The 23,051-nt window shown below is 56.8% G+C and carries 12 protein-coding genes, 2 tRNA genes and 4 rRNA genes; 8 read left to right on the top strand and 10 right to left on the bottom strand.

All coding sequences use genetic code 11. The annotated features are described in order from the left end of the window. Nucleotides 1–97: 97 nt before the first annotated feature. The 5 genes from scpC to ACA055_RS00545 all read right to left on the bottom strand — a co-directional run bounded on the left by scpC (nucleotide 98) and on the right by ACA055_RS00545 (nucleotide 6,013). Nucleotides 98–1,591 carry a succinyl-CoA:acetate CoA-transferase ScpC gene (gene scpC / locus ACA055_RS00525; protein WP_497681890.1) on the bottom strand — a complete coding sequence of 498 codons (1,494 nt, stop codon included), beginning with the start codon at nucleotides 1,589–1,591 and terminating at the stop codon, nucleotides 98–100. 189 nt (nucleotides 1,592–1,780) lie between these two features. Beyond that, nucleotides 1,781–3,217 carry an NAD(P)(+) transhydrogenase (Re/Si-specific) subunit beta gene (locus tag ACA055_RS00530; RefSeq protein ID WP_497681891.1) on the bottom strand — a complete coding sequence of 479 codons (1,437 nt, stop codon included), beginning with the start codon at nucleotides 3,215–3,217 and terminating at the stop codon, nucleotides 1,781–1,783. Next, nucleotides 3,217–3,540: an NAD(P) transhydrogenase subunit alpha part 2 gene (locus ACA055_RS00535; protein WP_017335806.1), complete on the bottom strand. Its 324-nt coding sequence runs from the start codon at nucleotides 3,538–3,540 to the stop codon at nucleotides 3,217–3,219. The genes ACA055_RS00530 and ACA055_RS00535 overlap by 1 nt, the downstream gene beginning before the upstream one ends. 15 nt (nucleotides 3,541–3,555) lie before the next feature. Continuing rightward, nucleotides 3,556–4,677, bottom strand: a complete 1,122-nt coding sequence (locus tag ACA055_RS00540; RefSeq protein ID WP_497681892.1) for a Re/Si-specific NAD(P)(+) transhydrogenase subunit alpha — start codon at nucleotides 4,675–4,677, stop codon at nucleotides 3,556–3,558. Between the two features lie 436 nt (nucleotides 4,678–5,113). Then, complete coding sequence (locus ACA055_RS00545; RefSeq protein WP_497681893.1) at nucleotides 5,114–6,013, bottom strand: LysR family transcriptional regulator; 900 nt, start codon at nucleotides 6,011–6,013, stop codon at nucleotides 5,114–5,116. A 158-nt stretch (nucleotides 6,014–6,171) separates the two neighbouring features. Between ACA055_RS00545 and ACA055_RS00550 the strand changes: the two genes are divergently transcribed. From ACA055_RS00550 to rrf (ACA055_RS00585), 8 genes are all read left to right on the top strand, one after another. After that, nucleotides 6,172–7,353 (top strand): acyl-CoA dehydrogenase, encoded by a 1,182-nt coding sequence (locus ACA055_RS00550; protein WP_010465741.1) that lies wholly within the window; start codon nucleotides 6,172–6,174, stop codon nucleotides 7,351–7,353. A gap of 13 nt (nucleotides 7,354–7,366) precedes the next feature. Then, nucleotides 7,367–8,587, top strand: a complete 1,221-nt coding sequence (locus ACA055_RS00555) for a CaiB/BaiF CoA transferase family protein (protein ID WP_497681894.1) — start codon at nucleotides 7,367–7,369, stop codon at nucleotides 8,585–8,587. Between the two features lie 632 nt (nucleotides 8,588–9,219). Next, nucleotides 9,220–10,758, top strand: a 16S ribosomal RNA gene (locus ACA055_RS00560). An 82-nt stretch (nucleotides 10,759–10,840) separates the two neighbouring features. Further along, a tRNA-Ile gene (locus tag ACA055_RS00565) sits at nucleotides 10,841–10,917 on the top strand. A gap of 30 nt (nucleotides 10,918–10,947) precedes the next feature. Continuing rightward, nucleotides 10,948–11,023: transfer RNA gene (locus ACA055_RS00570), tRNA-Ala, on the top strand. Between the two features lie 237 nt (nucleotides 11,024–11,260). After that, nucleotides 11,261–14,152 (top strand): 23S ribosomal RNA (locus ACA055_RS00575). A 156-nt stretch (nucleotides 14,153–14,308) separates the two neighbouring features. Continuing rightward, nucleotides 14,309–14,424: ribosomal RNA gene (rrf, locus tag ACA055_RS00580) — 5S ribosomal RNA — on the top strand. A 107-nt stretch (nucleotides 14,425–14,531) separates the two neighbouring features. Next, nucleotides 14,532–14,647: ribosomal RNA gene (gene rrf / locus ACA055_RS00585) — 5S ribosomal RNA — on the top strand. Together the 16S, 23S and 5S rRNA genes with 2 tRNA genes alongside form the textbook arrangement of a ribosomal RNA operon. 163 nt (nucleotides 14,648–14,810) lie before the next feature. On the opposite strand, the gene ACA055_RS00590 is transcribed toward rrf (ACA055_RS00585), so the two are convergent. The 5 genes from ACA055_RS00590 to ACA055_RS00610 form a co-directional block, all read right to left on the bottom strand. Beyond that, the gene (locus tag ACA055_RS00590; protein WP_497681895.1) at nucleotides 14,811–17,312 is read right to left on the bottom strand and encodes a TonB-dependent siderophore receptor; all 2,502 of its coding nucleotides are present in this window, start codon (nucleotides 17,310–17,312) and stop codon (nucleotides 14,811–14,813) included. A gap of 88 nt (nucleotides 17,313–17,400) precedes the next feature. Beyond that, nucleotides 17,401–18,414: a FecR domain-containing protein gene (locus tag ACA055_RS00595; protein ID WP_497681896.1), complete on the bottom strand. Its 1,014-nt coding sequence runs from the start codon at nucleotides 18,412–18,414 to the stop codon at nucleotides 17,401–17,403. Further along, nucleotides 18,414–18,914, bottom strand: a complete 501-nt coding sequence (locus ACA055_RS00600; RefSeq protein WP_497681897.1) for a sigma-70 family RNA polymerase sigma factor — start codon at nucleotides 18,912–18,914, stop codon at nucleotides 18,414–18,416. Before ACA055_RS00600 ends, ACA055_RS00595 begins: the two co-directional genes overlap by 1 nt. Before the next feature lie 222 nt (nucleotides 18,915–19,136). Continuing rightward, entirely contained in the window at nucleotides 19,137–19,604 is a 468-nt protein-coding gene (locus ACA055_RS00605; RefSeq protein WP_497681898.1) for an SRPBCC family protein, read from the bottom strand. A 23-nt stretch (nucleotides 19,605–19,627) separates the two neighbouring features. Next, nucleotides 19,628–23,044 carry an amino acid adenylation domain-containing protein gene (locus ACA055_RS00610; protein ID WP_497681899.1) on the bottom strand — a complete coding sequence of 1,139 codons (3,417 nt, stop codon included), beginning with the start codon at nucleotides 23,042–23,044 and terminating at the stop codon, nucleotides 19,628–19,630. Nucleotides 23,045–23,051: the final 7 nt, after the last annotated feature.

Here is a 23,051-nt window from a genome sequence, read left to right on the forward strand (position 1 = left end):
GGAAAAGACCGGTACAGCAGTACAGTTTTATTCAAGATCGCGCTTGGCAATAGCAAGCTGACGAAATTGTGTTTGCGTCAGCCGCTATCTGTATCAATTACACCGCCAGCATTCGCCCGGTTTCTTCCAGGTTCATGTGCCAACTCAGGGCATCACGCAGGATATGTGGCGTGTGTCCGCCCAGTGCGCACGCGGCGGTGAAGTAATCGTCCAGCGCCTGGTGATAGTCCGGGTGCACGCAGTTGTCGATGATGACGCGAGCCCGTTCCCGCGGTGCCAGGCCTCGCAAGTCCGCCAGGCCGATCTCGGTGACGAGAATGTCGACATCATGTTCGGTGTGGTCGACGTGGCTGACCATCGGCACCACGCTGGAGATAGCGCCGCCCTTGGCAATCGATTTGGTCACGAAGATCGCCAGATGCGCATTGCGCGCGAAGTCGCCCGAGCCGCCAATGCCATTCATCATCCGCGTACCGCAGATGTGGGTGGAGTTGACGTTACCGTACAGGTCGAACTCCAGCGCCGTATTGATGCCAATGATGCCGAGTCGACGCACGACTTCGGGGTGGTTGGAGATTTCCTGCGGACGCAGGACCAGTTTGTCCTTATAGCGCTCCAGATTGCCGAAAACGTCGGTGTTGCGACGGGCCGACAAGGTGATCGAGCTGCCCGAAGCAAAGCTCAGCTTGCCGGCGTCGATCAGATCGAAGGTCGAATCCTGAAGCACTTCGGAGTACATGGTCAGGTCTTCGAAGGGCGAATCGATCAGTCCGCACATTACCGAGTTGGCGATGCTGCCGATCCCTGCTTGCAGCGGGCCGAGCTTGTTGGTCATACGCCCGGCCGCCACTTCCTGCTTGAAGAAGTCGATCAGATGGTCGGCGATGGCCTGTGTGTCGACGTCCGGCGGCAACACAGTGGACGGCGAGTCGGACTGATTGGTGATCACGATTGCGACGATTTTTTCCGGTGGAATCGGGATGGCGGTGCTGCCAATGCGATCGTCGACCTTCACCAGCGGGATCGGTGTGCGAGTCGGGCGATAAGTCGGAATATAGATGTCGTGCAGCCCTTCGAGATTCGGGTTGTGCGCAAGGTTGATCTCGACGATCACGTGTTTGGCGAAGATCGCGAAGCTGGCCGAGTTGCCGACCGAGGTGGTCGGCACGATGTGCCCTTGCTCGGTGATCGCCACGGCTTCGATCACTGCGATGTCCGGCAGCTTGAGTTGCTGGTTGCGCAGTTGCTCAACCGTTTCGGAGAGGTGCTGGTCGATGAACATCACTTCGCCGGCGTTGATGGCCTTGCGCAATGTGCTGTCGACCTGGAACGGCATGCGTCGTGACAATACGCCGGCTTCGGTCAGCTGTTTATCGAGGTCGTTGCCCAGGCTCGCGCCGGTCATCAAGGTGATTTTCAGCGGGGAGACTTTGGCGCGTTCGGCCAATGCGTGAGGCACGGCTTTGGCTTCGCCAGCGCGGGTGAAACCACTCATGCCGACGGTCATGCCGTCCTGAATCAGAGCGGCAGCGTCAGCGGCGCTCATCACCTTATCCAACAACGAAGGCAAGCGAATACGATCACGGTACATGGATTGTTATCTCGGGCAACGAAAGCAAGGTACGCAGTCTAGTGAATTTGATTGGCACGCGTCCCGCTACCAAGGTCGCATTCGAGGCGTCTATTTAGAGGGTTTGAGACAAAACACCGTTGCAGGATCGGTAACAGCCGAAAACAAAAACGCCCCGACGAGTCGGGGCGTTCAGATTGCCGCAGAGGGTTATTCGACGGCTTTGACCATGTCTTCGATGACCTTCTTCGCGTCGCCAAAGACCATCATGGTTTTATCGAGGTAGAACAGCTCGTTGTCCAGACCGGCATAGCCGCTGGCCATCGAGCGTTTGTTGACGATGATGGTCTTGGCCTTGAAGGCCTCGAGAATCGGCATGCCGGCAATCGGCGATTTCGGGTCGTTCTTCGCGGCCGGGTTGACCACGTCGTTGGCGCCCAGCACCAGCACCACGTCGGCCTGGCCGAACTCGGAGTTGATGTCTTCCATCTCGAACACCTGGTCGTAAGGCACTTCGGCCTCGGCCAGCAACACGTTCATGTGGCCGGGCATACGACCGGCGACCGGGTGGATCGCGTACTTCACGGTCACGCCACGGTGGGTCAGCTTCTCGGTCAGCTCTTTCAGCGCGTGTTGCGCCCGTGCTACCGCCAGGCCGTAGCCCGGAACGATGATCACGGTGTCGGCGTTGGTCAGCAGGAAGGTCGCGTCGTCAGCCGAACCGGATTTCACCGGACGGGCTTCTTTCGAGCCAGCAGGGCCAGCCGCATCTGCCGTATTGCCGAAACCGCCGAGCAGTACGTTGAAGAACGAACGGTTCATCGCCTTGCACATGATGTACGAGAGGATCGCACCGGACGAACCCACCAGGGAGCCCGCAATGATCAGCATCGAGTTGTTCAGCGAGAAGCCGATGCCTGCCGCTGCCCAACCGGAGTAGCTGTTGAGCATCGACACCACTACCGGCATGTCCGCGCCGCCGATCGGGATGATGATCAGCACGCCCAGCACGAAGGACAGGGCCAGCATCAGGGCGAAGGCGCTGAGGTTGCCGGTCAGCATGAAGGTCACGCCGAGTGCCAGTGTCGCCAGGCCCAGCAGCAGGTTCAGCTTGTGCTGACCGCTGAACTGTACAGGTGCACCCTGGAACAGGCGGAACTTGTACTTGCCTGAAAGCTTGCCGAACGCGATCACCGAGCCGGAGAAGGTGATTGCACCGATCGCCGCACCGAGGAACAGCTCCAGACGGTTGCCCGCTGGAATCGGATCGCCCAACAGTTTGACGATGCCCAGCGATTGCGGCTCGACCACTGCCGCAATGGCGATGAACACCGCGGCCATACCGATCATGCTGTGCATGAAGGCGACCAGTTCCGGCATCTTGGTCATTTCAACGCGTTTGGCCATGATCGAGCCGGCGGTGCCGCCGACCAGGAGGCCGACGATGACGTAGCCAATGCCTGCTGTAGCGAGTTCGGCGCCGAGTTTGTAGACCAGGCCGACTGTCGTAATGATTGCCAGCGCCATGCCGAGCATGCCGTACAGATTGCCGCGTCGGGAGGTCGTCGGGTGTGACAGGCCTTTGAGGGCCTGGATGAAGCAGATCGACGCGATCAAGTAGAGCGTCGTGACGAGATTCATGCTCATTACTTGGACGCCTCTTCTTTTACTGCTTTCGGGGCTTTTTTCTTGAACATCTCAAGCATCCTGCGAGTAACCAGGAAGCCACCAAATACGTTCACCGCCGCCAGAGCCACCGCCAGGGTGCCCATGGTCTTGCCCAGTGGCGTCACGGTCAACGCCGCGGCCAGCATGGCGCCGACGATCACAATCGCCGAGATCGCGTTGGTAACCGCCATCAAAGGCGTGTGCAACGCAGGTGTAACGTTCCAGACCACGTGATAACCGACATAAATCGCCAGCACGAAGATGATCAGGTTGTAGATACCGGGGGAGATAAGCTCTTCCATCGTCTGAATCCCTGCTTAGGCGTTTTTGCGGATGACTTGGCCGTCGCGGCACATCAGGCACGCGGCGACGATGTCGTCTTCGAGGTTCACTTCGAACTGGCCTTCTTTGTTGAAGACCAGCTTCAGGAAGTCCAGCAGGTTGCGTGCATACAGTGCCGAAGCGTCTGCCGCGACCGCACCGGCCAGGTTGGTCGGGCCGCAAATGGTCACGCCATTCTCGACGACCACCTGATCGGCCACAGTCAGCGGGCAGTTGCCGCCCTGGGCTGCGGCGAGGTCGATGACCACTGAACCCGGCTTCATCTGCGCCACGGTTTCCGCGCTCAAAAGCGTCGGCGCCTTGCGGCCCGGGATCAGTGCGGTGGTGATGACGATGTCAGCTTGTTTGGCGCGCTCATGCACGGCCAGGGCTTGACGCTGCATCCAACTGGCAGGCATTGGTCGCGCGTAACCGCCGACACCGACGGCGCATTCACGCTCTTCATCGGTTTCGTAAGGTACGTCGACGAACTTGGCGCCGAGGGATTCGATCTGCTCTTTTACTGCAGGACGTACGTCGGACGCTTCGATTACGGCACCCAGACGTTTCGCTGTGGCGATCGCCTGCAAACCGGCGACGCCAGCACCTAGAATCAGCACGCGCGCCGCTTTCACGGTGCCCGCAGCCGTCATCAGCATCGGCATGAAGCGTGGATAGTAATGAGCGGCCAGCAACACGGCTTTATAGCCGGCAATGTTCGCTTGGGAGGACAGCACATCCAGGCTCTGAGCGCGGGAGGTGCGCGGTGCGGCTTCCAGCGCAAACGCGGTAATGCCGCACTCGGCCAGCTTGGCAATGGTTTCATTGCTGAACGGGTTGAGCATGCCCACCACCACAGCGCCGCTCTTGATCAGCGTCAGTTCGCTGTCGCTGGGGGCGACCACCTTGAGAATCAGCTCGGCACCAAACGCATCGTTGGCGCTGCCAATAATTGCGCCTGCCGCTTCATAAGCACTGTCGACAACGCTGGCGTTAATGCCGGCGCCGCTTTGCACAGTGACCTTATGACCCTGGCCGATCAGCTTCTTGATGGTTTCCGGGGTTGCAGCAACCCGTGTTTCACCCGTCTGGGTTTCGAGAGGAACACCAATGTGCACGTCAAATCTCCTGCGTGATCTTATTGAGTAAACCCATGCACTTCGGATGGTGCGAATGGGGCGGCCGATCAGCACGATCCCGCCAAATCGGGGCGGGGCGCGGCATTTTGCAGGCGAACTTTGTGCCCTTCAAGGGATTATGACGGGTGACGGAAAATTAACTACAAGTCACCCCGTGACCGAATGTCGCAACTAACCGGGTCAATCCCTTGCAGGCCGTGCCTTGTAACGACTTCTGTTGAAATCCAAACAATTTATACATCCGTACCGTGAATGAAGTGTTATCGCCTCCAAATAGAGGCTCAAGGCCACGTACTCAGGCACTTGTGGGACGTTTGTACTGCTTGCGAATACAGTTTGCCGATATGCGACAAATATTTATATCTGTAGGGTTTTTATTTTGCTGACTACGGGGTCAATTAATCGCTCTAGGCCTTTATCCTTCTAGGCTGTAGCTTTGTGCCTGAGTGACCAGCCAATCGCGAAATGCCCTTAATGACGCCGATTCAACCTTTCGCTCAGGAATCATCAGGTAATAGGCCTTAATGCTTGAGAGTGCCTGAGGGTTGGCGATCACCAGGCGCTTCTCAGCCAGTTCGCGCTGAATCAGGAATGGCGGAATCAATGCAATGCCCATGTCGTGCATGGCCGCTTGGGCAAGCATGGAGAATAGCTCGTAGCGCGGTCCTGTCATGTCACGCGGGATATTTAGGTTCTGGGAGTTGAACCATTGGCGCCAGGCATAGGGTCGAGTGGTCTGTTGCAGTAGCGGTAATTCGGCGATTTCATTGGGTGTCAGGTTTGTCCTTTTACCCAGTAGGTTGGGGCTGCACACCGGCATGGGATTTTCACCCATCAACCTGTGGGATTCGGTACCCGACCAATCAGCGTCGCCGAAGTAGATAGCTGCATCGAAGTCGGTGTCGGCAAACAGGAAGGGGCGCGTACGGTTGGTCAGGTTGACCGTCACTTCCGGGTGTTTTTGCTGGAAGTCCTTGAGGCGGGGCAGCAGCCACTGAGTGCCGAAGGTTGGAACCACTGCCAGTTCGATTACGTTGGCGCCTTGCTGGCCCATCACTGACAAAGTGTCCCGTTCAACCGCATCGAGTTGGGTGGCCACCCGGCGACTGTAGGAAAGTCCGGCTTCCGTCAGCTTGACGCCGCGCCGCGAGCGTCGGAACAGTTCCACACCGAGGAACTCCTCAAGGCTGGCGATCTGTCGGCAAATAGCCCCTTGGGTCAGCGAAAGCTCTTGGGCAGCTTTGGTGAAGCTCTCGTGGCGAGCCGCGGCTTCGAAGCTGATCAGGGCGGTTGTGCTTGGGATCTTTCTGCGCATGTACGTCAACCTCACTAATGCATCGCATAAAAGCTGTTTCGCGACGTTTCGGAGTGAGAAATTAGCACAACAGTATGCAAAATCCTCGTTTGCCGTGCGGTCGAACCCGGCCTAGGATCAACCCACGTTAATTTGACCCGATTCGAGAGGACTCACTCATGGGCGGTAAAGCTAGCTTCAACTGGATCGATCCCCTGCTGCTGGATCAACAGCTCACCGAAGAAGAACGCATGATCCGCGACACCGCCGAGCAATTCGCTCAGCAGAAGCTCGCTCCGCGCGTTCTCGAAGCTTTCCGCCATGAAAAGACCGATCCGGCGATCTTCCGCGAGATGGGCGAAGTTGGCCTGTTGGGCGCGACCATTCCCGAGCAATACGGTGGCAGCGGCCTGAATTACGTCAGCTACGGCCTGATCGCCCGTGAAGTCGAGCGTGTCGACTCAGGCTATCGCTCGATGATGAGTGTGCAGTCGTCGCTGGTCATGGTGCCGATCAACGAATTCGGTACCGAAGCCCAAAAGCAGAAGTACCTGCCGAAACTGGCCTCGGGCGAATGGATCGGCTGCTTCGGTCTTACAGAGCCTAACCATGGTTCTGACCCGGGCGCGATGATTACGCGTGCCCGCAAAGTGGAAGGCGGCTACAGCCTTACCGGCAGCAAGATGTGGATCACTAACAGCCCGATCGCCGATGTGTTCGTGGTGTGGGGCAAGGACGATGCGGGCGACATCCGTGGTTTCGTTCTGGAAAAAGGCTGGAAAGGCCTGAGCGCTCCGGCGATTCACGGCAAGGTTGGTCTGCGTGCCTCCATTACCGGCGAAATCGTCATGGACAACGTGTTTGTCCCTGAGGAAAACATCTTCCCCGACGTCCGTGGTTTGAAAGGTCCTTTTACCTGCCTCAACTCGGCACGCTACGGCATTTCCTGGGGCGCACTGGGCGCTGCCGAGTTCTGCTGGCACACCGCTCGCCAGTACACCCTGGATCGTCAGCAGTTCGGTCGTCCGTTGGCCGCCACTCAGCTGATCCAGAAGAAACTGGCCGACATGCAGACTGAAATCACCCTGGCGCTGCAAGGCTGCCTGCGACTGGGGCGAATGAAAGATGAAGGCACTGCGGCGGTCGAGATCACTTCGATGATGAAGCGTAACTCCTGCGGCAAGTCCCTGGATATCGCTCGCATGGCGCGGGACATGCTGGGTGGCAACGGCATCTCTGATGAATTCGGTGTGGCTCGTCACCTGGTCAACCTGGAAGTGGTGAATACCTATGAAGGTACGCATGACGTCCATGCGCTGATCCTGGGTCGCGCGCAGACCGGCATCCAGGCGTTCTATTAATAGGAGAACGGCCATGGGCGCGCTTTCGCATCTACGGGTACTGGATTTATCGCGGGTGCTGGCCGGGCCATGGGCCGGGCAGATTCTTGCTGACCTCGGCGCCGAAGTGATCAAGGTCGAGCGCCCGGGGAATGGCGATGACACGCGCGCCTGGGGCCCTCCTTTCCTTAAAGACGCTTATGGCGAGAACACCAGTGAGGCGGCGTATTACTTGTCCGCCAATCGCAACAAGCAATCGGTGACGATCGACTTCACGCGCCCAGAGGGTCAGAAGCTGGTGCGTGAGTTGGCGGCAAAATCAGACATCCTGATCGAGAATTTCAAGGTTGGTGGTCTGGCGGCTTACGGGCTGGACTATGAGACGCTGAAGGCGATCAATCCGAACCTGATCTATTGCTCGATCACCGGGTTTGGTCAGACCGGTCCTTACGCCAAGCGCGCGGGTTATGACTTCATGATCCAGGGGTTGGGCGGTCTGATGAGCCTGACGGGACGACCTGAAGGCGATGAGGGGGCTGGACCGGTAAAAGTCGGTGTAGCGCTGACGGACATTTTGACCGGGCTCTATTCCACTGTTGCGATCCTGGCAGCGCTTGCGCATCGGGATCATGACGGTGGCGGGCAACATATTGATATGGCACTGCTGGATGTTCAGGTGGCTTGTCTTGCCAACCAGGCGATGAACTATCTGACTACAGGCAATGCTCCCAAACGCTTGGGCAATGCTCACCCGAACATCGTGCCTTATCAGGACTTTCCTACGGCGGATGGCGACTTCATCCTTACCGTGGGTAATGACGGGCAGTTTCGCAAATTTGCGGAGGTGGCCGGGCAGCCTCAGTGGGCGGATGATCCGCGTTTTGCCACTAACAAGCTGCGGGTGGCTAATCGTGCGGAGTTGATTCCGCTGATCCGCCAGGCAACGGTGTTCAAGACGACTGCCGAGTGGGTGGCGCAGCTTGAGCAGGCGGGTGTGCCATGTGGGCCGATCAATGATCTGGCGCAGGTGTTTGCCGATCCTCAGGTCAAGGCGCGTGGGCTGGCAATCGAGCTGCCCCATGTGCTGGCCGGTATGGTGCCGCAGGTGGCGAGCCCGATTCGTCTGTCCGAGACGCCTGTGGAATATCGTAATGCACCTCCTTTGTTGGGCGAGCATACGCTGGACGTTCTTCAGCGAGTGTTGGGTCTGGATGCTTGCGCGGTGGCTGCTCTCAAGGAAGCCGGGGTTCTCTGAAGGTTCCTTCTATATAGAGAGCGTGGTTCGTCGCTTCTATATGGAGGGGTTTTCAAGCCTCCTGAAAGTTATTGATAGAAAAGCGTAATTAACGGTTGACGGCAGATTCTGGACGTCTATAATTCGCCCCACTTCCGGCGCAGTCGAAACGGAAAACTCCTTGGTAAACAAAGAGTTACGCAGTTTTCGACAGCGAGTTGCTTCAGGTCATCGAAGCCTGGAAGGAGTTGAAAGAGCAGGGTTGTGTGGCTCTTTTGACGGTTCGATCTTCTCGGTCGACAGCGGTGAAAAAGAGGTGTTGACAGCAGCGAGTAACGCTGTAGAATTCGCCTCCCGCTAACGAGAGATCGAAAGCGCAAGTGGTTGAAGTTGCAGAGGAAACTTTGAAAACTTCGGAAAATAACCGCTTGACAGCAACAGAGGCTGCTGTAGAATGCGCGCCTCGGTTGAGACGAAAGATCTTAACCAACCGCTCTTTAACAACTGAATCAAGCAATTCGTGTGGGTGCTTGTGGAGTCAGACTGATAGTCAACAAGATTATCAGCATCACAAGTTACTCCGCGAGAAATCAAAGATGTAACCAACGATTGCTGAGCCAAGTTTAGGGTTTCTTAAAAACCCAAAGATGTTTGAACTGAAGAGTTTGATCATGGCTCAGATTGAACGCTGGCGGCAGGCCTAACACATGCAAGTCGAGCGGCAGCACGGGTACTTGTACCTGGTGGCGAGCGGCGGACGGGTGAGTAATGCCTAGGAATCTGCCTGGTAGTGGGGGATAACGCTCGGAAACGGACGCTAATACCGCATACGTCCTACGGGAGAAAGCAGGGGACCTTCGGGCCTTGCGCTATCAGATGAGCCTAGGTCGGATTAGCTAGTTGGTGAGGTAATGGCTCACCAAGGCGACGATCCGTAACTGGTCTGAGAGGATGATCAGTCACACTGGAACTGAGACACGGTCCAGACTCCTACGGGAGGCAGCAGTGGGGAATATTGGACAATGGGCGAAAGCCTGATCCAGCCATGCCGCGTGTGTGAAGAAGGTCTTCGGATTGTAAAGCACTTTAAGTTGGGAGGAAGGGCAGTTACCTAATACGTATCTGTTTTGACGTTACCGACAGAATAAGCACCGGCTAACTCTGTGCCAGCAGCCGCGGTAATACAGAGGGTGCAAGCGTTAATCGGAATTACTGGGCGTAAAGCGCGCGTAGGTGGTTCGTTAAGTTGGATGTGAAATCCCCGGGCTCAACCTGGGAACTGCATTCAAAACTGTCGAGCTAGAGTATGGTAGAGGGTGGTGGAATTTCCTGTGTAGCGGTGAAATGCGTAGATATAGGAAGGAACACCAGTGGCGAAGGCGACCACCTGGACTGATACTGACACTGAGGTGCGAAAGCGTGGGGAGCAAACAGGATTAGATACCCTGGTAGTCCACGCCGTAAACGATGTCAACTAGCCGTTGGGAGCCTTGAGCTCTTAGTGGCGCAGCTAACGCATTAAGTTGACCGCCTGGGGAGTACGGCCGCAAGGTTAAAACTCAAATGAATTGACGGGGGCCCGCACAAGCGGTGGAGCATGTGGTTTAATTCGAAGCAACGCGAAGAACCTTACCAGGCCTTGACATCCAATGAACTTTCCAGAGATGGATTGGTGCCTTCGGGAACATTGAGACAGGTGCTGCATGGCTGTCGTCAGCTCGTGTCGTGAGATGTTGGGTTAAGTCCCGTAACGAGCGCAACCCTTGTCCTTAGTTACCAGCACGTAATGGTGGGCACTCTAAGGAGACTGCCGGTGACAAACCGGAGGAAGGTGGGGATGACGTCAAGTCATCATGGCCCTTACGGCCTGGGCTACACACGTGCTACAATGGTCGGTACAGAGGGTTGCCAAGCCGCGAGGTGGAGCTAATCCCACAAAACCGATCGTAGTCCGGATCGCAGTCTGCAACTCGACTGCGTGAAGTCGGAATCGCTAGTAATCGCGAATCAGAATGTCGCGGTGAATACGTTCCCGGGCCTTGTACACACCGCCCGTCACACCATGGGAGTGGGTTGCACCAGAAGTAGCTAGTCTAACCTTCGGGGGGACGGTTACCACGGTGTGATTCATGACTGGGGTGAAGTCGTAACAAGGTAGCCGTAGGGGAACCTGCGGCTGGATCACCTCCTTAATCGACGACATCAGCTGCTCCATAAGTTCCCACACGAATTGCTTGATTCATTGAAGAAGACGATAAGAAGCAGCCCGAAATTGGGTCTGTAGCTCAGTTGGTTAGAGCGCACCCCTGATAAGGGTGAGGTCGGCAGTTCGAATCTGCCCAGACCCACCAATTTTGTGTGGGAAACGCCTGTAGAAATACGGGGCCATAGCTCAGCTGGGAGAGCGCCTGCCTTGCACGCAGGAGGTCAACGGTTCGATCCCGTTTGGCTCCACCACTAACTGCTTCTGACACGTAGAGCTTAGAAATGAGCATTTCCTTCGAGTGAAGGTTAAATGTTGATTTCTAGTCTTTGATTAGATCGTTCTTTAAAAATTTGGGTATGTGATAGAAAGATAGACTGAACGTTACTTTCACTGGTAACGGATCAGGCTAAGGTAAAATTTGTGAGTTTAATCGCGAATTTTCGGCGAATGTCGTCTTCACAGTATAACCAGATTGCTTGGGGTTATATGGTCAAGTGAAGAAGCGCATACGGTGGATGCCTTGGCAGTCAGAGGCGATGAAAGACGTGGTAGCCTGCGAAAAGCTTCGGGGAGTCGGCAAACAGACTTTGATCCGGAGATGTCTGAATGGGGGAACCCACCTAACATAAGTTAGGTATCTTAAGCTGAATACATAGGCTTAAGAAGCGAACCAGGGGAACTGAAACATCTAAGTACCCTGAGGAAAAGAAATCAACCGAGATTCCCTTAGTAGTGGCGAGCGAACGGGGACTAGCCCTTAAGTGGCTTTGAGATTAGCGGAACGCTCTGGAAAGTGCGGCCATAGTGGGTGATAGCCCTGTACGCGAAAATCTCTTGGTCATGAAATCGAGTAGGACGGAGCACGAGAAACTTTGTCTGAATATGGGGGGACCATCCTCCAAGGCTAAATACTACTGACTGACCGATAGTGAACTAGTACCGTGAGGGAAAGGCGAAAAGAACCCCGGAGAGGGGAGTGAAATAGATCCTGAAACCGTATGCGTACAAGCAGTGGGAGCCCACTTTGTTGGGTGACTGCGTACCTTTTGTATAATGGGTCAGCGACTTATTTTCAGTGGCGAGCTTAACCGAATAGGGGAGGCGTAGCGAAAGCGAGTCTTAATAGGGCGTCTAGTCGCTGGGAATAGACCCGAAACCGGGCGATCTATCCATGGGCAGGTTGAAGGTTGGGTAACACTAACTGGAGGACCGAACCGACTACCGTTGAAAAGTTAGCGGATGACCTGTGGATCGGAGTGAAAGGCTAATCAAGCTCGGAGATAGCTGGTTCTCCTCGAAAGCTATTTAGGTAGCGCCTCATGTATCACTGTAGGGGGTAGAGCACTGTTTCGGCTAGGGGGTCATCCCGACTTACCAAACCGATGCAAACTCCGAATACCTACAAGTGCCGAGCATGGGAGACACACGGCGGGTGCTAACGTCCGTCGTGAAAAGGGAAACAACCCAGACCGTCAGCTAAGGTCCCAAAGTTATGGTTAAGTGGGAAACGATGTGGGAAGGCTTAGACAGCTAGGAGGTTGGCTTAGAAGCAGCCACCCTTTAAAGAAAGCGTAATAGCTCACTAGTCGAGTCGGCCTGCGCGGAAGATGTAACGGGGCTCAAACCATACACCGAAGCTACGGGTATCACTTAGGTGATGCGGTAGAGGAGCGTTCTGTAAGCCTGTGAAGGTGAGTTGAGAAGCTTGCTGGAGGTATCAGAAGTGCGAATGCTGACATGAGTAACGACAATGGGTGTGAAAAACACCCACGCCGAAAGACCAAGGTTTCCTGCGCAACGTTAATCGACGCAGGGTTAGTCGGTCCCTAAGGCGAGGCTGAAAAGCGTAGTCGATGGAAAACAGGTTAATATTCCTGTACTTCTGGTTATTGCGATGGAGGGACGGAGAAGGCTAGGCCAGCTTGGCGTTGGTTGTCCAAGTTTAAGGTGGTAGGCTGGAATCTTAGGTAAATCCGGGATTCTAAGGCCGAGAGCTGATGACGAGTGTTCTTTTAGAACACGAAGTGGTTGATGCCATGCTTCCAAGAAAAGCTTCTAAGCTTCAGGTAACCAGGAACCGTACCCCAAACCGACACAGGTGGTTGGGTAGAGAATACCAAGGCGCTTGAGAGAACTCGGGTGAAGGAACTAGGCAAAATGGCACCGTAACTTCGGGAGAAGGTGCGCCGGTGAGGGTGAAGGACTTGCTCCGTAAGCTCATGCCGGTCGAAGATACCAGGCCGCTGCGACTGTTTATTAAAAACACAGCACTCTGCAAACACGAAAGTGGACGTATAGGGTGTGACGCCTGCCCGGTGCCGGAAGGTTAATTGATGGGGTTAGCTAACGCGAAGCTCTTGATCGAAGCCCCGGTAAACGGCGGCCGTAACTATAACGGTCCTAAGGTAGCGAAATTCCTTGTCGGGTAAGTTCCGACCTGCACGAATGGCGTAACGATGGCGGCGCTGTCTCCACCCGAGACTCAGTGAAATTGAAATCGCTGTGAAGATGCAGTGTATCCGCGGCTAGACGGAAAGACCCCGTGAACCTTTACTATAGCTTTGCACTGGACTTTGAATTTGCTTGTGTAGGATAGGTGGGAGGCTTTGAAGCGTGGACGCCAGTTCGCGTGGAGCCAACCTTGAAATACCACCCTGGCAACTTTGAGGTTCTAACTCAGGTCCGTTATCCGGATCGAGGACAGTGTATGGTGGGTAGTTTGACTGGGGCGGTCTCCTCCTAAAGAGTAACGGAGGAGTACGAAGGTGCGCTCAGACCGGTCGGAAATCGGTCGTAGAGTATAAAGGCAAAAGCGCGCTTGACTGCGAGACAGACACGTCGAGCAGGTACGAAAGTAGGTCTTAGTGATCCGGTGGTTCTGTATGGAAGGGCCATCGCTCAACGGATAAAAGGTACTCCGGGGATAACAGGCTGATACCGCCCAAGAGTTCATATCGACGGCGGTGTTTGGCACCTCGATGTCGGCTCATCACATCCTGGGGCTGAAGCCGGTCCCAAGGGTATGGCTGTTCGCCATTTAAAGTGGTACGCGAGCTGGGTTTAGAACGTCGTGAGACAGTTCGGTCCCTATCTGCCGTGGACGTTTGAGATTTGAGAGGGGCTGCTCCTAGTACGAGAGGACCGGAGTGGACGAACCTCTGGTGTTCCGGTTGTCACGCCAGTGGCATTGCCGGGTAGCTATGTTCGGAATAGATAACCGCTGAAAGCATCTAAGCGGGAAACTAGCCTCAAGATGAGATCTCACTGGGACCTTGAGTCCCCTGAAGGGCCGTCGAAGACTACGACGTTGATAGGTTGGGTGTGTAAGCGCTGTGAGGCGTTGAGCTAACCAATACTAATTGCCCGTGAGGCTTGACCATATAACACCCAAGCAATTTGTTGGCCTGAAAGGGCACCAGATTGCGGTGTGTGAAGACGAAACGAACCGAAAGTTCGAGAAACAAACACACAAACTATCGCATACCCATTCGCTGGAGCGTGAACCTGCAAAGGCCCACGACCTGGCTCCCGAATTTCTTGACGACCATAGAGCATTGGAACCACCTGATCCCATCCCGAACTCAGCAGTGAAACGATGCATCGCCGATGGTAGTGTGGGGTTTCCCCATGTGAGAGTAGGTCATCGTCAAGATTAAATTCCGAAACCCCTATCTGCGTATGCAGGTAGGGGTTTTGTTTTAGTAGAAGTCACCAATTTTGCTGGCACGTTACCGCTGTAACGGGCTGGTCACAGAATTTCTTGACGACCATAGAGCATTGGAACCACCTGATCCCATCCCGAACTCAGCAGTGAAACGATGCATCGCCGATGGTAGTGTGGGGTTTCCCCATGTGAGAGTAGGTCATCGTCAAGATTGAATTCCGAAACCCCTGTCTGCTAACGCAGACAGGGGTTTTGTCGTTCCGGGCTCGCTCAAAGCTCAATAACGCCATACAAACCAACGAAATTATCCCGCACAAACAAAAAAGCCAGCACCTGGATTCAGGTGCTGGCTTTTTTGTAGAAGTGACGAGCGATTAGAACTGGTAACTCACCGTGGCAGCGACGTTACGCTCTTCGCCCAAATAGCAGAAGTTCAGGCTGGCACAAGAGGCGACGTAGGACTCGTTTGTCAGGTTGTTCGCGTTAAGACGTACGTCAACGCCCTTCAAACCAACCTTGCCCAGGTCATAGCCGACAGACGCGTCAAACAATGTGTAAGACGGCACCTTCATGGTGTTTTCCGCATCGGCCCAGCTATAGCCGACATAACGCACGCCACCGCCCAATCGCAGACCATCAAGTGCCGCGCTGTCGAATTTGTAGTCAGCCCAGACCGAAGCCATGTGCCGTGGTGCCTGGGTCGGTGAGTTGCCCTTGTTCTCGATCACGTCAGTGGCTGTGCTCAAGGTACTGATCATTGACTTCGAGTATTCAATGTCAGTGAAGGTGTAGCTGCCGAGTACTTTGAGGTTGGCGGTTAGCTGCATGTGCGCTTCCAGTTCCAGTCCTTGAGAGCGCACAGCGCCTACGGCCCGATAGAAGTTTTCCTGTGGCAGTTTGGTCGCCAGATTCTCCTGATCGATGCGGAACAACGATGCAGTGAATAAGTTGTCAGTGCCCGGTGGCTGGTACTTCAAGCCAACCTCCCATTGCTTACCATCGGTGGGGGCCAGAGGGTTACCGGCACTGTCCGAGTAGGAGTTCGGGTTGAACGACTCGGAATAGCTGATGTAGGGCGCGATGCCGTTATCGAACAAGTACAGCGCGCCGGCACGGCCGGTCAGCTTGGTGCGCTTATCACTGATTTCAGTGCCCTGTGGACGCCCCGTTTCAGCCAGCCGGTTCTCATCGGATGTTTCGACCCAGTCCTGGCGCAGACCGAGGGAGAAACGCCACTTATCCATCTCGATCAAGTCTTGCAGGTACACACCGGTCTGTTCCAGTCGACGCAGATAGCTGGTTGGACTGTAGAACTCGATATCAGAATTTCCATAGACCGGGTTGAACGCATCAATCGGCGCAAGGCCGCCGGCAGTCCAGTCGACTACGGTCTTGCGCCGCTGGTAATCAGCGCCCATCAGCACGGTGTGCTTGGTGGCGCCGGTGAAGAATTCCGCTTGGAGCATGTTATCGACGATGAACGCATGAAGTTTTTCGTCGCCACCGGTGTAGTAACGGTTCAACTCGTTACTGGTGGGTGTGGTCCAGCCATAGGCATAGACCTGATCGATCTTCACCTTGGAGTCGAGATAACGGAAGTTCTGCCGTGCGGTGAAGACATCGTTGAAGCGATGCTCGAATTGATAGCCGAAGGACTGCTGATCGCGCTGAAAACCATCAATACTCGGTTCGCCCTCAAAGAAGTGTGGCGAGATCCGATTGCCATTACGTTGGTGGATGGTGCCGTCAGCCGGCACGCCGCCGTGATAACCGGCGTCCGGATCGTGTTGCAGATAAGCCTGCAGGGTCAGCGAAGTATCCTCGGTGAAGTCGATGCTCACCGTCGGTGCCAACGCGAAGCGTTTTTCCTTGTTGTGGTCGAACTGTGTGTCGGACTGATCCGCCAAGCCTGTCAGGCGATAGGCAATGCGTTTGTCGTCATCCACCGGGCCGCTGAAGTCAAAACCCATGCCGCGCTGTCCTTGGGACCCCGCCGTGGCTTGAACCTGGTGATAGGGCTCGTACAGCGGCTTCTTGCTGGTCAATGCCACCAGCCCTCCGGGTGAACTTCGACCGTAGAGCACCGATGACGGCCCTTTGAGAATATCGACACGCTCGAGGAAATACGGGTCCACCTGCATGGTGCTGTAGGTGCCGCTATCCCCCATGGACTTCAGACCGTCCAGATAGATGTTATCCACCGAGCCGTCGTTGAAGCCACGCATCGCCACATAGTCATAGCGGTGTGTCGCACCGTAAGGGTTGGTCAGCACCCCGGGGGTATAGCGCATAGCCTGGGAGACGGTTTGCGAACCCTGGTCGTCCATCTGCTCACGAGTAACCACGGATACGCTTTGCGAAGTTTCCAACAGAGCTGTACTGGTTTTGGTCGCGATCTGGCTGTGCGTCGCGTTGTAGCCGTCCATGCTACCTAACGCGTTGCCGAGGGCAAAACCTTTGATGTCGGTAGCAGGCAGTGCCAGCGCTTCGGCTCCAGCGGCAGGGCGCAGCACATAGCTGGACCCATCCTGACTGACGGCCTCCAGCCCCGAGCCGCTCAACAAGTGGCTCAAGGCTTGATCCGCCGAGTATTCGCCCTGCACGCCAGGAGACTGACGTCCCTGGGTTTGTGCCGGTGTCGTCGACAGGGTGATGCCGGCCTGACGCGCAAATTGGTTGAGCACATCGCTCAAGGGGCCGGCGGCAATGTTGTAGCGGTGGCTGCTGACCTCGCTGCCTTCTGCCGCTACGCTCAGTGCCGGCATCACGCCTACACCCAGTGCGGTCGAAAACAGCGCGGCGCGAACGGCGTGGCGCAAGACGCCTGAATCCGCGGAGAAATGAAGAGGGTTCTTACTGATGGCGCGCACAGTCATTGTAGGTTTCCGTAGGAAGTCGCTGAAGTCAGGGCTGAAGTGCTTACTGACTAAGCCGGGCGTGCACGGAAAACCCGCCAAAAATAATTCAGACCTGGCGCTCCAGCGTTACCCACCAGCGCGTGCGATAGCGCAGTTGCACCGGCAGGGTTTGCGGCAGGATGGCCAACAGCCTGTCGGTGTTTTCGAGACGGAAAACACCGGACAGCCGCAAGTCGGCAATATCCGCTGAGCACGTCAGATAACCGTGCCGGTAGCGTGCGACTTCATTGAGGAAATCCCCCAGGCGCATGTTGCGGGTGACAATCAGGCCATCGACCCAGGCTCCGGCGTCCATGTTCAGCGGCGGTGCCAACTTCGCCTGGTTGTGATTGATCACATAACTCTGCCCGGCCTCTACCCGAATCGACGCACCGTCAGCGGCCGGCGGCGAATGGATCGCGACGATGCCGCTGGTGACACTGAGTCGCGTGCAGTCAGCGTCCTGACGAAGGATGAATCGTGCGCCCACGGCTTCATACACACCGTGGCGACTTTTCACACTCAACGGTCGATCAAACGAAGATCCTTCATCGCTACCGCCGCAGGTCACGATGATCTCGCCGCGAGTCAGTTTGATCAGCCGCTGCTGCGGGGTGTAATCCAGATCCACTGCGCTGGCGGTATTGAGTTCCAGGCGCGTGCCATCCGGCAATTGGAAGCCGCGTCGCTCGCCGGTAGCGGTAGCGAAGTCGGCGGTCCACTGTTGCCAGCCCACCGTATCCTTGCCCAACCATGCCGCCGACCCGACCAGCAGCGCGCCGGAAAGCAGTTTCAACGCTTGACGTCGCCCCAGGCCCCGGGCGCTGTTTTCCAGCGTATTGAAGGCCACTTGGGCGCCGGGGACCGCCCGCAGATCGCTGCTCAACTCGGCTTGTAGCGACTGCACTCGTTGCCAGGCAAGTTCGTGTTCACGGTGTTCCGCCCGCCACACTTCACACTGGTGACGCAGCCGGGAATTGGCCGAGTTGTTACGCAGGCGCAGCAGCCAGTGAATGGCCTGTTTGACCACTTGTTGATGCGGTTCGCTGCGTCGATTCAGCGACGAGTTATCCACAGGCATCACGCTTCATACCGCAGCACGTAGCAGTGATACAACGCATCGGCCACATAGCGCTCCACGGAACGCAGGGACAGTCCCATTTGTTCGGCAATCTGTTTGTGGGTGAGCCCTTCGCACTGCGCCAGCAGAAACGCCTGACGCACTTTCGGCTTCAGTCCTTCAAGCATGCGGGCGATGCTTTCCAGCAACTCAAGCACCAGGGCCCGGGCTTCGGCACTTGGGGTTTGCGCCTGGGGCAGATGGGCGATGGTTTCCAGGTACGCGCGTTCGATTTCTTCACGCCGCCAATGATCGATCACCAGTCCGCGAGCGATGGTTCGCAAAAAGGCCCGGGGAGCCTTGAGTTCCAGGCGTTCGGTTCTTTGCAGCAGACGGACAAAGGTGTCCTGGGCCAGGTCAGCCGCATCGGCGGCATTGCCCAGTCGAGCGCGCAGCCACGTGTTGAGCCAACCGTGATGGCTACTGTAAAGCGCCTGTACTGCAAACTCAGGAAGGGACATGAACGCAACAGCCTGGACGTCACAAATGATAATTAGTCGCATTGTCATCAAGGGCTGGGGAATTTGCAACTGCCGTCCGAACAATCGTCGGGTTCTGCCTGATAGACCGAGTTATCGTTTTTCGCGAGCAAGCCCGCTCCCACATTTGACCTGTGTTCGCAGACCGAGTGTGGGAGCGGGCTTGCTCGCGAATGGTGTATCAGTCACCGCTAAATAAAAGTCCTACGCGAACAGCTTCAGCACATTGTTCATCGCATCATCGGCAAACCCCTGCACGAAATCCTTGAACCCCGGCAATGCTTCGGCCCCGCCCTGTGCCGGTTCGGCGATGATGGTCCAGGTCGCCCGGGACTTGCCCGCACCCAGCGCTTCAACATTCATTGCCGCCCACAAGTTGGCCACGCCCAACGTGTTGTAAATCGTGGTCCAGGTCATGCTCAGCGCGTGGTCATCCCGGGAGTTGAGCTGTTCAACCACCAGGTTGCCGTCCTTGAAGAATTTCTTGCGCAGGGACGCCACGCCCTCGCCGGTCATTTCGATGTGCGACAACGCCGGGATGAATTTGTCGAAGCCGGCAAAGTTGCCGACCACGGCCCAGACTCGCGAGGCGTCGGCCGGTACTTGCACCGAAGAAACGACGTGGCAGCCTTGAGGGTTTTTGATCAGGGTATCGGGTTGCAGAGTGCTCATGGTCTTGCTCCGTTGTGGGTGAATCAGATGAAGTTGATTTCTTTGAGGTAGTCGCAGCCGCGACGCAGCAGCGCCGGGGATTTTTCCGGGTAGTGCGCGCCCATCTGCCGCACGCCGGCCTGGGCGTTGTCGTGGCCGATCATCGAGATGTCGCCGATGTCTTCCTCGAAGCCGTTGAGGTAGAAACCCAGCACGCCGAACAGCGCGTTGTCGCTGTCGACCCGGCCCAGTTGCTGCTGCCAGTCAGCGACACTGACCATGGAAAACTGCCGGCCGGCCTCGCGGAATGACGCCACGTAGGCGTCCCAGCTCAAGGGCTCGGGGTTGTGCAGGTTGAACACCGCTTTTTCAGGCTGATAGCGGCTGGCATGGAAGGCGATGAAACGGGCCAGAAAATCCACCGGCATCAGGTCGAAATTCAGCGCGAATTCCGGCACCTGGCCGAGCTGGATCGACCCTTTGAGCATCAGCATCAAGCGATTCTTGTGGGGCTGGCAGACACCCGTGAGACTGTTGAAACTGATATTGCCGGGGCGATAGATATTGACCCGAACCCCATGCTCACGCGCCCGCTCGAGGACCCGTTCGCCCACCCACTTGGACAGGTTGTAGCCGTTCTTGATGTAGATCGGCGGGGTCTGCGCGGCGGGCAGTTCAAGCACTCGGCCATCGGCGGAAATCGTGCTGGACGCCGACAGCGTCGAGACGAAGTTGAAGATCTTTTTGCTGCGCCCTTCGCACAAGCGCAGGCATTCGAAAATCGGCTCAACGTTGTCACGGGCCAGCGACTCGTAATCGAGCACGTGATTAACGTTGGCTGCGTTGTGTACCAGCGCGCCGAACTCGTGATCCAGGCGCTCGTAAACATCCATTTCGAGCCCCAATGACGGGCGTGTGATGTCCGCCGCGTATACCCGCACCCGGCTCAGGTCCAGGTGCTCCAGACGGTTCTCACGTAACGCGTGAGTGAAGCGCTCAGCCGCGGTTTGCCCGTCGCCATCGCGCACCAGGCAGGCAACTTCACTGGCACCCCAGGCCAGCAGCGCTTCGACGATATGCACACCGACAAAACTGTTGGCGCCGGTGACGATCACCTTGTGTACATCGCCCATGCGGCTGACCGGCAACGGTCGCACATCCAGTTCGCGAAAGGCATCGGCCATGGCCTGTTCGCTCAGCACTTCTTCCGTGCCGGAGCCGCGAACCAGCGTTGCCAGTTTCGTAATGGTGGGCAGTTCGATGAAGCGGTTGATCGAGATGCTGCGACCGAATTCTTCGCGCAACCGCAGGAGCATGCGCGACAGCAGGATCGAGTGACCGCCCAGATTGAAGAAGCTTTCGTCGGTGGAAATGTCGCTGGCCGGCAGCTCCAGCAGCTCGGCCCAGATCTCCAGCAACAGCGCTTCATCGGCACTGGCGGGCAAACGCCGTGGGTGGTTTTCGGTCACGCTGACGGGCAGTTCAAGTAGCGCTTTGCGATCGACCTTGCCGTTGCTGGCGAACGGCATGCTCGCCAGTTCGGTCCAGGCGGTGGGTTGCATGTAGTCCGGCAAAAACTGCATCGCGTGGGCTTTCAAGGCTTCGCGGGCGGCGCCGGTTTGGTTCTCTTGAGGTTGAGCGAGGAAGGCCAGAATCCGGCGATGGCTATCGATGACCACCGCCACCTGACGATACAACTGGCTGTCGCGCAGGCAGCGCTCGATCTCTTCCGGCTCGACCCGAAAGCCGCGAATCTTCACCTGATTGTCCCGGCGCCCGCACAGTTCGAGTCCGTCGGCAGTCCACTTCGCCATGTCACCGGTGCGATAGGCGCGCAGGCTCTGGTCATTCGGCAGGTTCAGGGTCAGATAGCGTTCGGCGGTCTGCTGCGGGTTGTTCAGGTAACCCAGGCAAACGCCCGGCCCGAGGATGTACAACTCGCCGACCGTCTGCTCGGTGACCGGTTGAAAATCCTCATCGAGAATCAGCACCTGACTGTTGGCAATCGGTGCACCCAGAGTCCGATTGCTGTCACCGGCCTGAAGACGTCGCGCAGTGATCAGCACCGTGGCTTCGGTGGGCCCGTAGAGGTTGTAGAGATTGCCTTGGCGAGTCAGTTGCTCGATGACGTAAGGCTCACAGACGTCGCCGCCGGTCATCACGTGATCCAGGCATTGCAATTGATCGAGCGGCAGGATGCTCAGCAGTGCCGGCGGTAAAAAAGCGTGGCTGAGTTGTTGGTGCCGGATCAGCGCCACCAGTTGCAACGGATCGCGCCGCTGATCATCGCTGGGCACGATCAGCTCGGCGCCCTGGAGCAGGGTTGGGAAAATATCGATCAGCGACGAGTCGAAACTCAACGACGAAAACTGCAATGCCCGACTCTGCTCGGTTAGCTGCACATAATCGGCGTACCACGCGCTGAAGTGGGCGAGGTTGGCCTGGCTGAGCAGCACGCCTTTGGGGTGGCCGGTGGTGCCCGACGTGTAGAGCGCCATGCACGGCGCGTCGAGATCGGGTTGCTGGCGCATCAACGGTTGATCAAGGTCCACGTCGTCAAAGTCGATGCTGCAAATGTCCAGTCCGGGCATCTCGGCCGCAAGCGGATGGTGCCCGTCATGCAGCAGCAACACCGCCCCGGCATTCGACAGGATGTAGTGCTGACGTTGCATCGGGTGGCTCGGTTCCAGCGGCAAGTACACCGCGCCGCTGCCGAGAATCGCCAGAATCCCTTCATACAGCGCGCTGCATTTGGGCAGGCAAATTCCGACTACCAAAGTCCCTTGATGCTGATCCAGCAATGGTTGCAAGCGTTGCTGAATGGCGCGGCTGTGGGTGTGCAGTTGGCGATAGGTGAGGGACGTGCCGTCAATGTTCAGCGCCGGGTGGTCGGCGGACTGGATGAAGCGTTGCTCAAGGCGCTCGATCAACGGGATCTGCCCGAGTTGCAGCAACCGGGGTTCAGTCGTTGTATTGAGCGTGTGGACGAAAGCCAGGCGCTCTAAAAACAGCAGCGTTTCCACGCGTTCGAAATGAGCCAGAGCTGCCGGCTCGGCAAGCAGAAAATATTCGGTGTCTCGCGAGAAGCGGCTGACCAGCAGCGCCACGTGGTCCACCAGTTCCGCCACTGCGCGCAGACGCAGCGCCTGGCCGTTGCCCGAAGCTTCGTCGGCGATCGGCACGCGAGTGAGCAGCGTCGAACCGTACAAACACAGGAGGTCCAGCGACGGCAGGCCACAAGCGCCCGGCACACCCACACCGAGTCGCAATGTCAGCCGCGGTGTATTTCCTGAATCGAGAAACGGCAGACTGGCGTCGTCGATCAGCAAATCGGCGTTGCTCGGCGGGTGCTCGTCGAAAGTCGTCAGACGCCTCAGTGAATGTCCGTGTTGTTCGAGTTCCTGCGCCAGGTCGGTCAGGGCCTGGCTTTGTCCAATGAGCAGAATGTCGAGACGTCTCATGATGTGC

The sequence above is a fragment of the Pseudomonas sp. LBUM1657 genome (assembly GCF_059716075.1).

What these genes read in the sequence shown, in the direction of transcription:
- scpC (WP_497681890.1), bottom strand. Translation starts at nt 1,591, where the DNA reads ATGTACCGTGATCGTATTCGCTTGCCTTCGTTGTTGGATAAGGTGATG.
- ACA055_RS00530 (WP_497681891.1), bottom strand. Translation starts at nt 3,217, where the DNA reads ATGAGCATGAATCTCGTCACGACGCTCTACTTGATCGCGTCGATCTGC.
- ACA055_RS00535 (WP_017335806.1), bottom strand. Translation starts at nt 3,540, where the DNA reads ATGGAAGAGCTTATCTCCCCCGGTATCTACAACCTGATCATCTTCGTG.
- ACA055_RS00545 (WP_497681893.1), bottom strand. Translation starts at nt 6,013, where the DNA reads ATGCGCAGAAAGATCCCAAGCACAACCGCCCTGATCAGCTTCGAAGCC.
- ACA055_RS00550 (WP_010465741.1), top strand. Translation starts at nt 6,172, where the DNA reads ATGGGCGGTAAAGCTAGCTTCAACTGGATCGATCCCCTGCTGCTGGAT.
- ACA055_RS00555 (WP_497681894.1), top strand. Translation starts at nt 7,367, where the DNA reads ATGGGCGCGCTTTCGCATCTACGGGTACTGGATTTATCGCGGGTGCTG.
- ACA055_RS00590 (WP_497681895.1), bottom strand. Translation starts at nt 17,312, where the DNA reads ATGACTGTGCGCGCCATCAGTAAGAACCCTCTTCATTTCTCCGCGGAT.
- ACA055_RS00595 (WP_497681896.1), bottom strand. Translation starts at nt 18,414, where the DNA reads ATGCCTGTGGATAACTCGTCGCTGAATCGACGCAGCGAACCGCATCAA.
- ACA055_RS00600 (WP_497681897.1), bottom strand. Translation starts at nt 18,914, where the DNA reads ATGTCCCTTCCTGAGTTTGCAGTACAGGCGCTTTACAGTAGCCATCAC.
- ACA055_RS00605 (WP_497681898.1), bottom strand. Translation starts at nt 19,604, where the DNA reads ATGAGCACTCTGCAACCCGATACCCTGATCAAAAACCCTCAAGGCTGC.
- ACA055_RS00610 (WP_497681899.1), bottom strand. Translation starts at nt 23,044, where the DNA reads ATGAGACGTCTCGACATTCTGCTCATTGGACAAAGCCAGGCCCTGACC.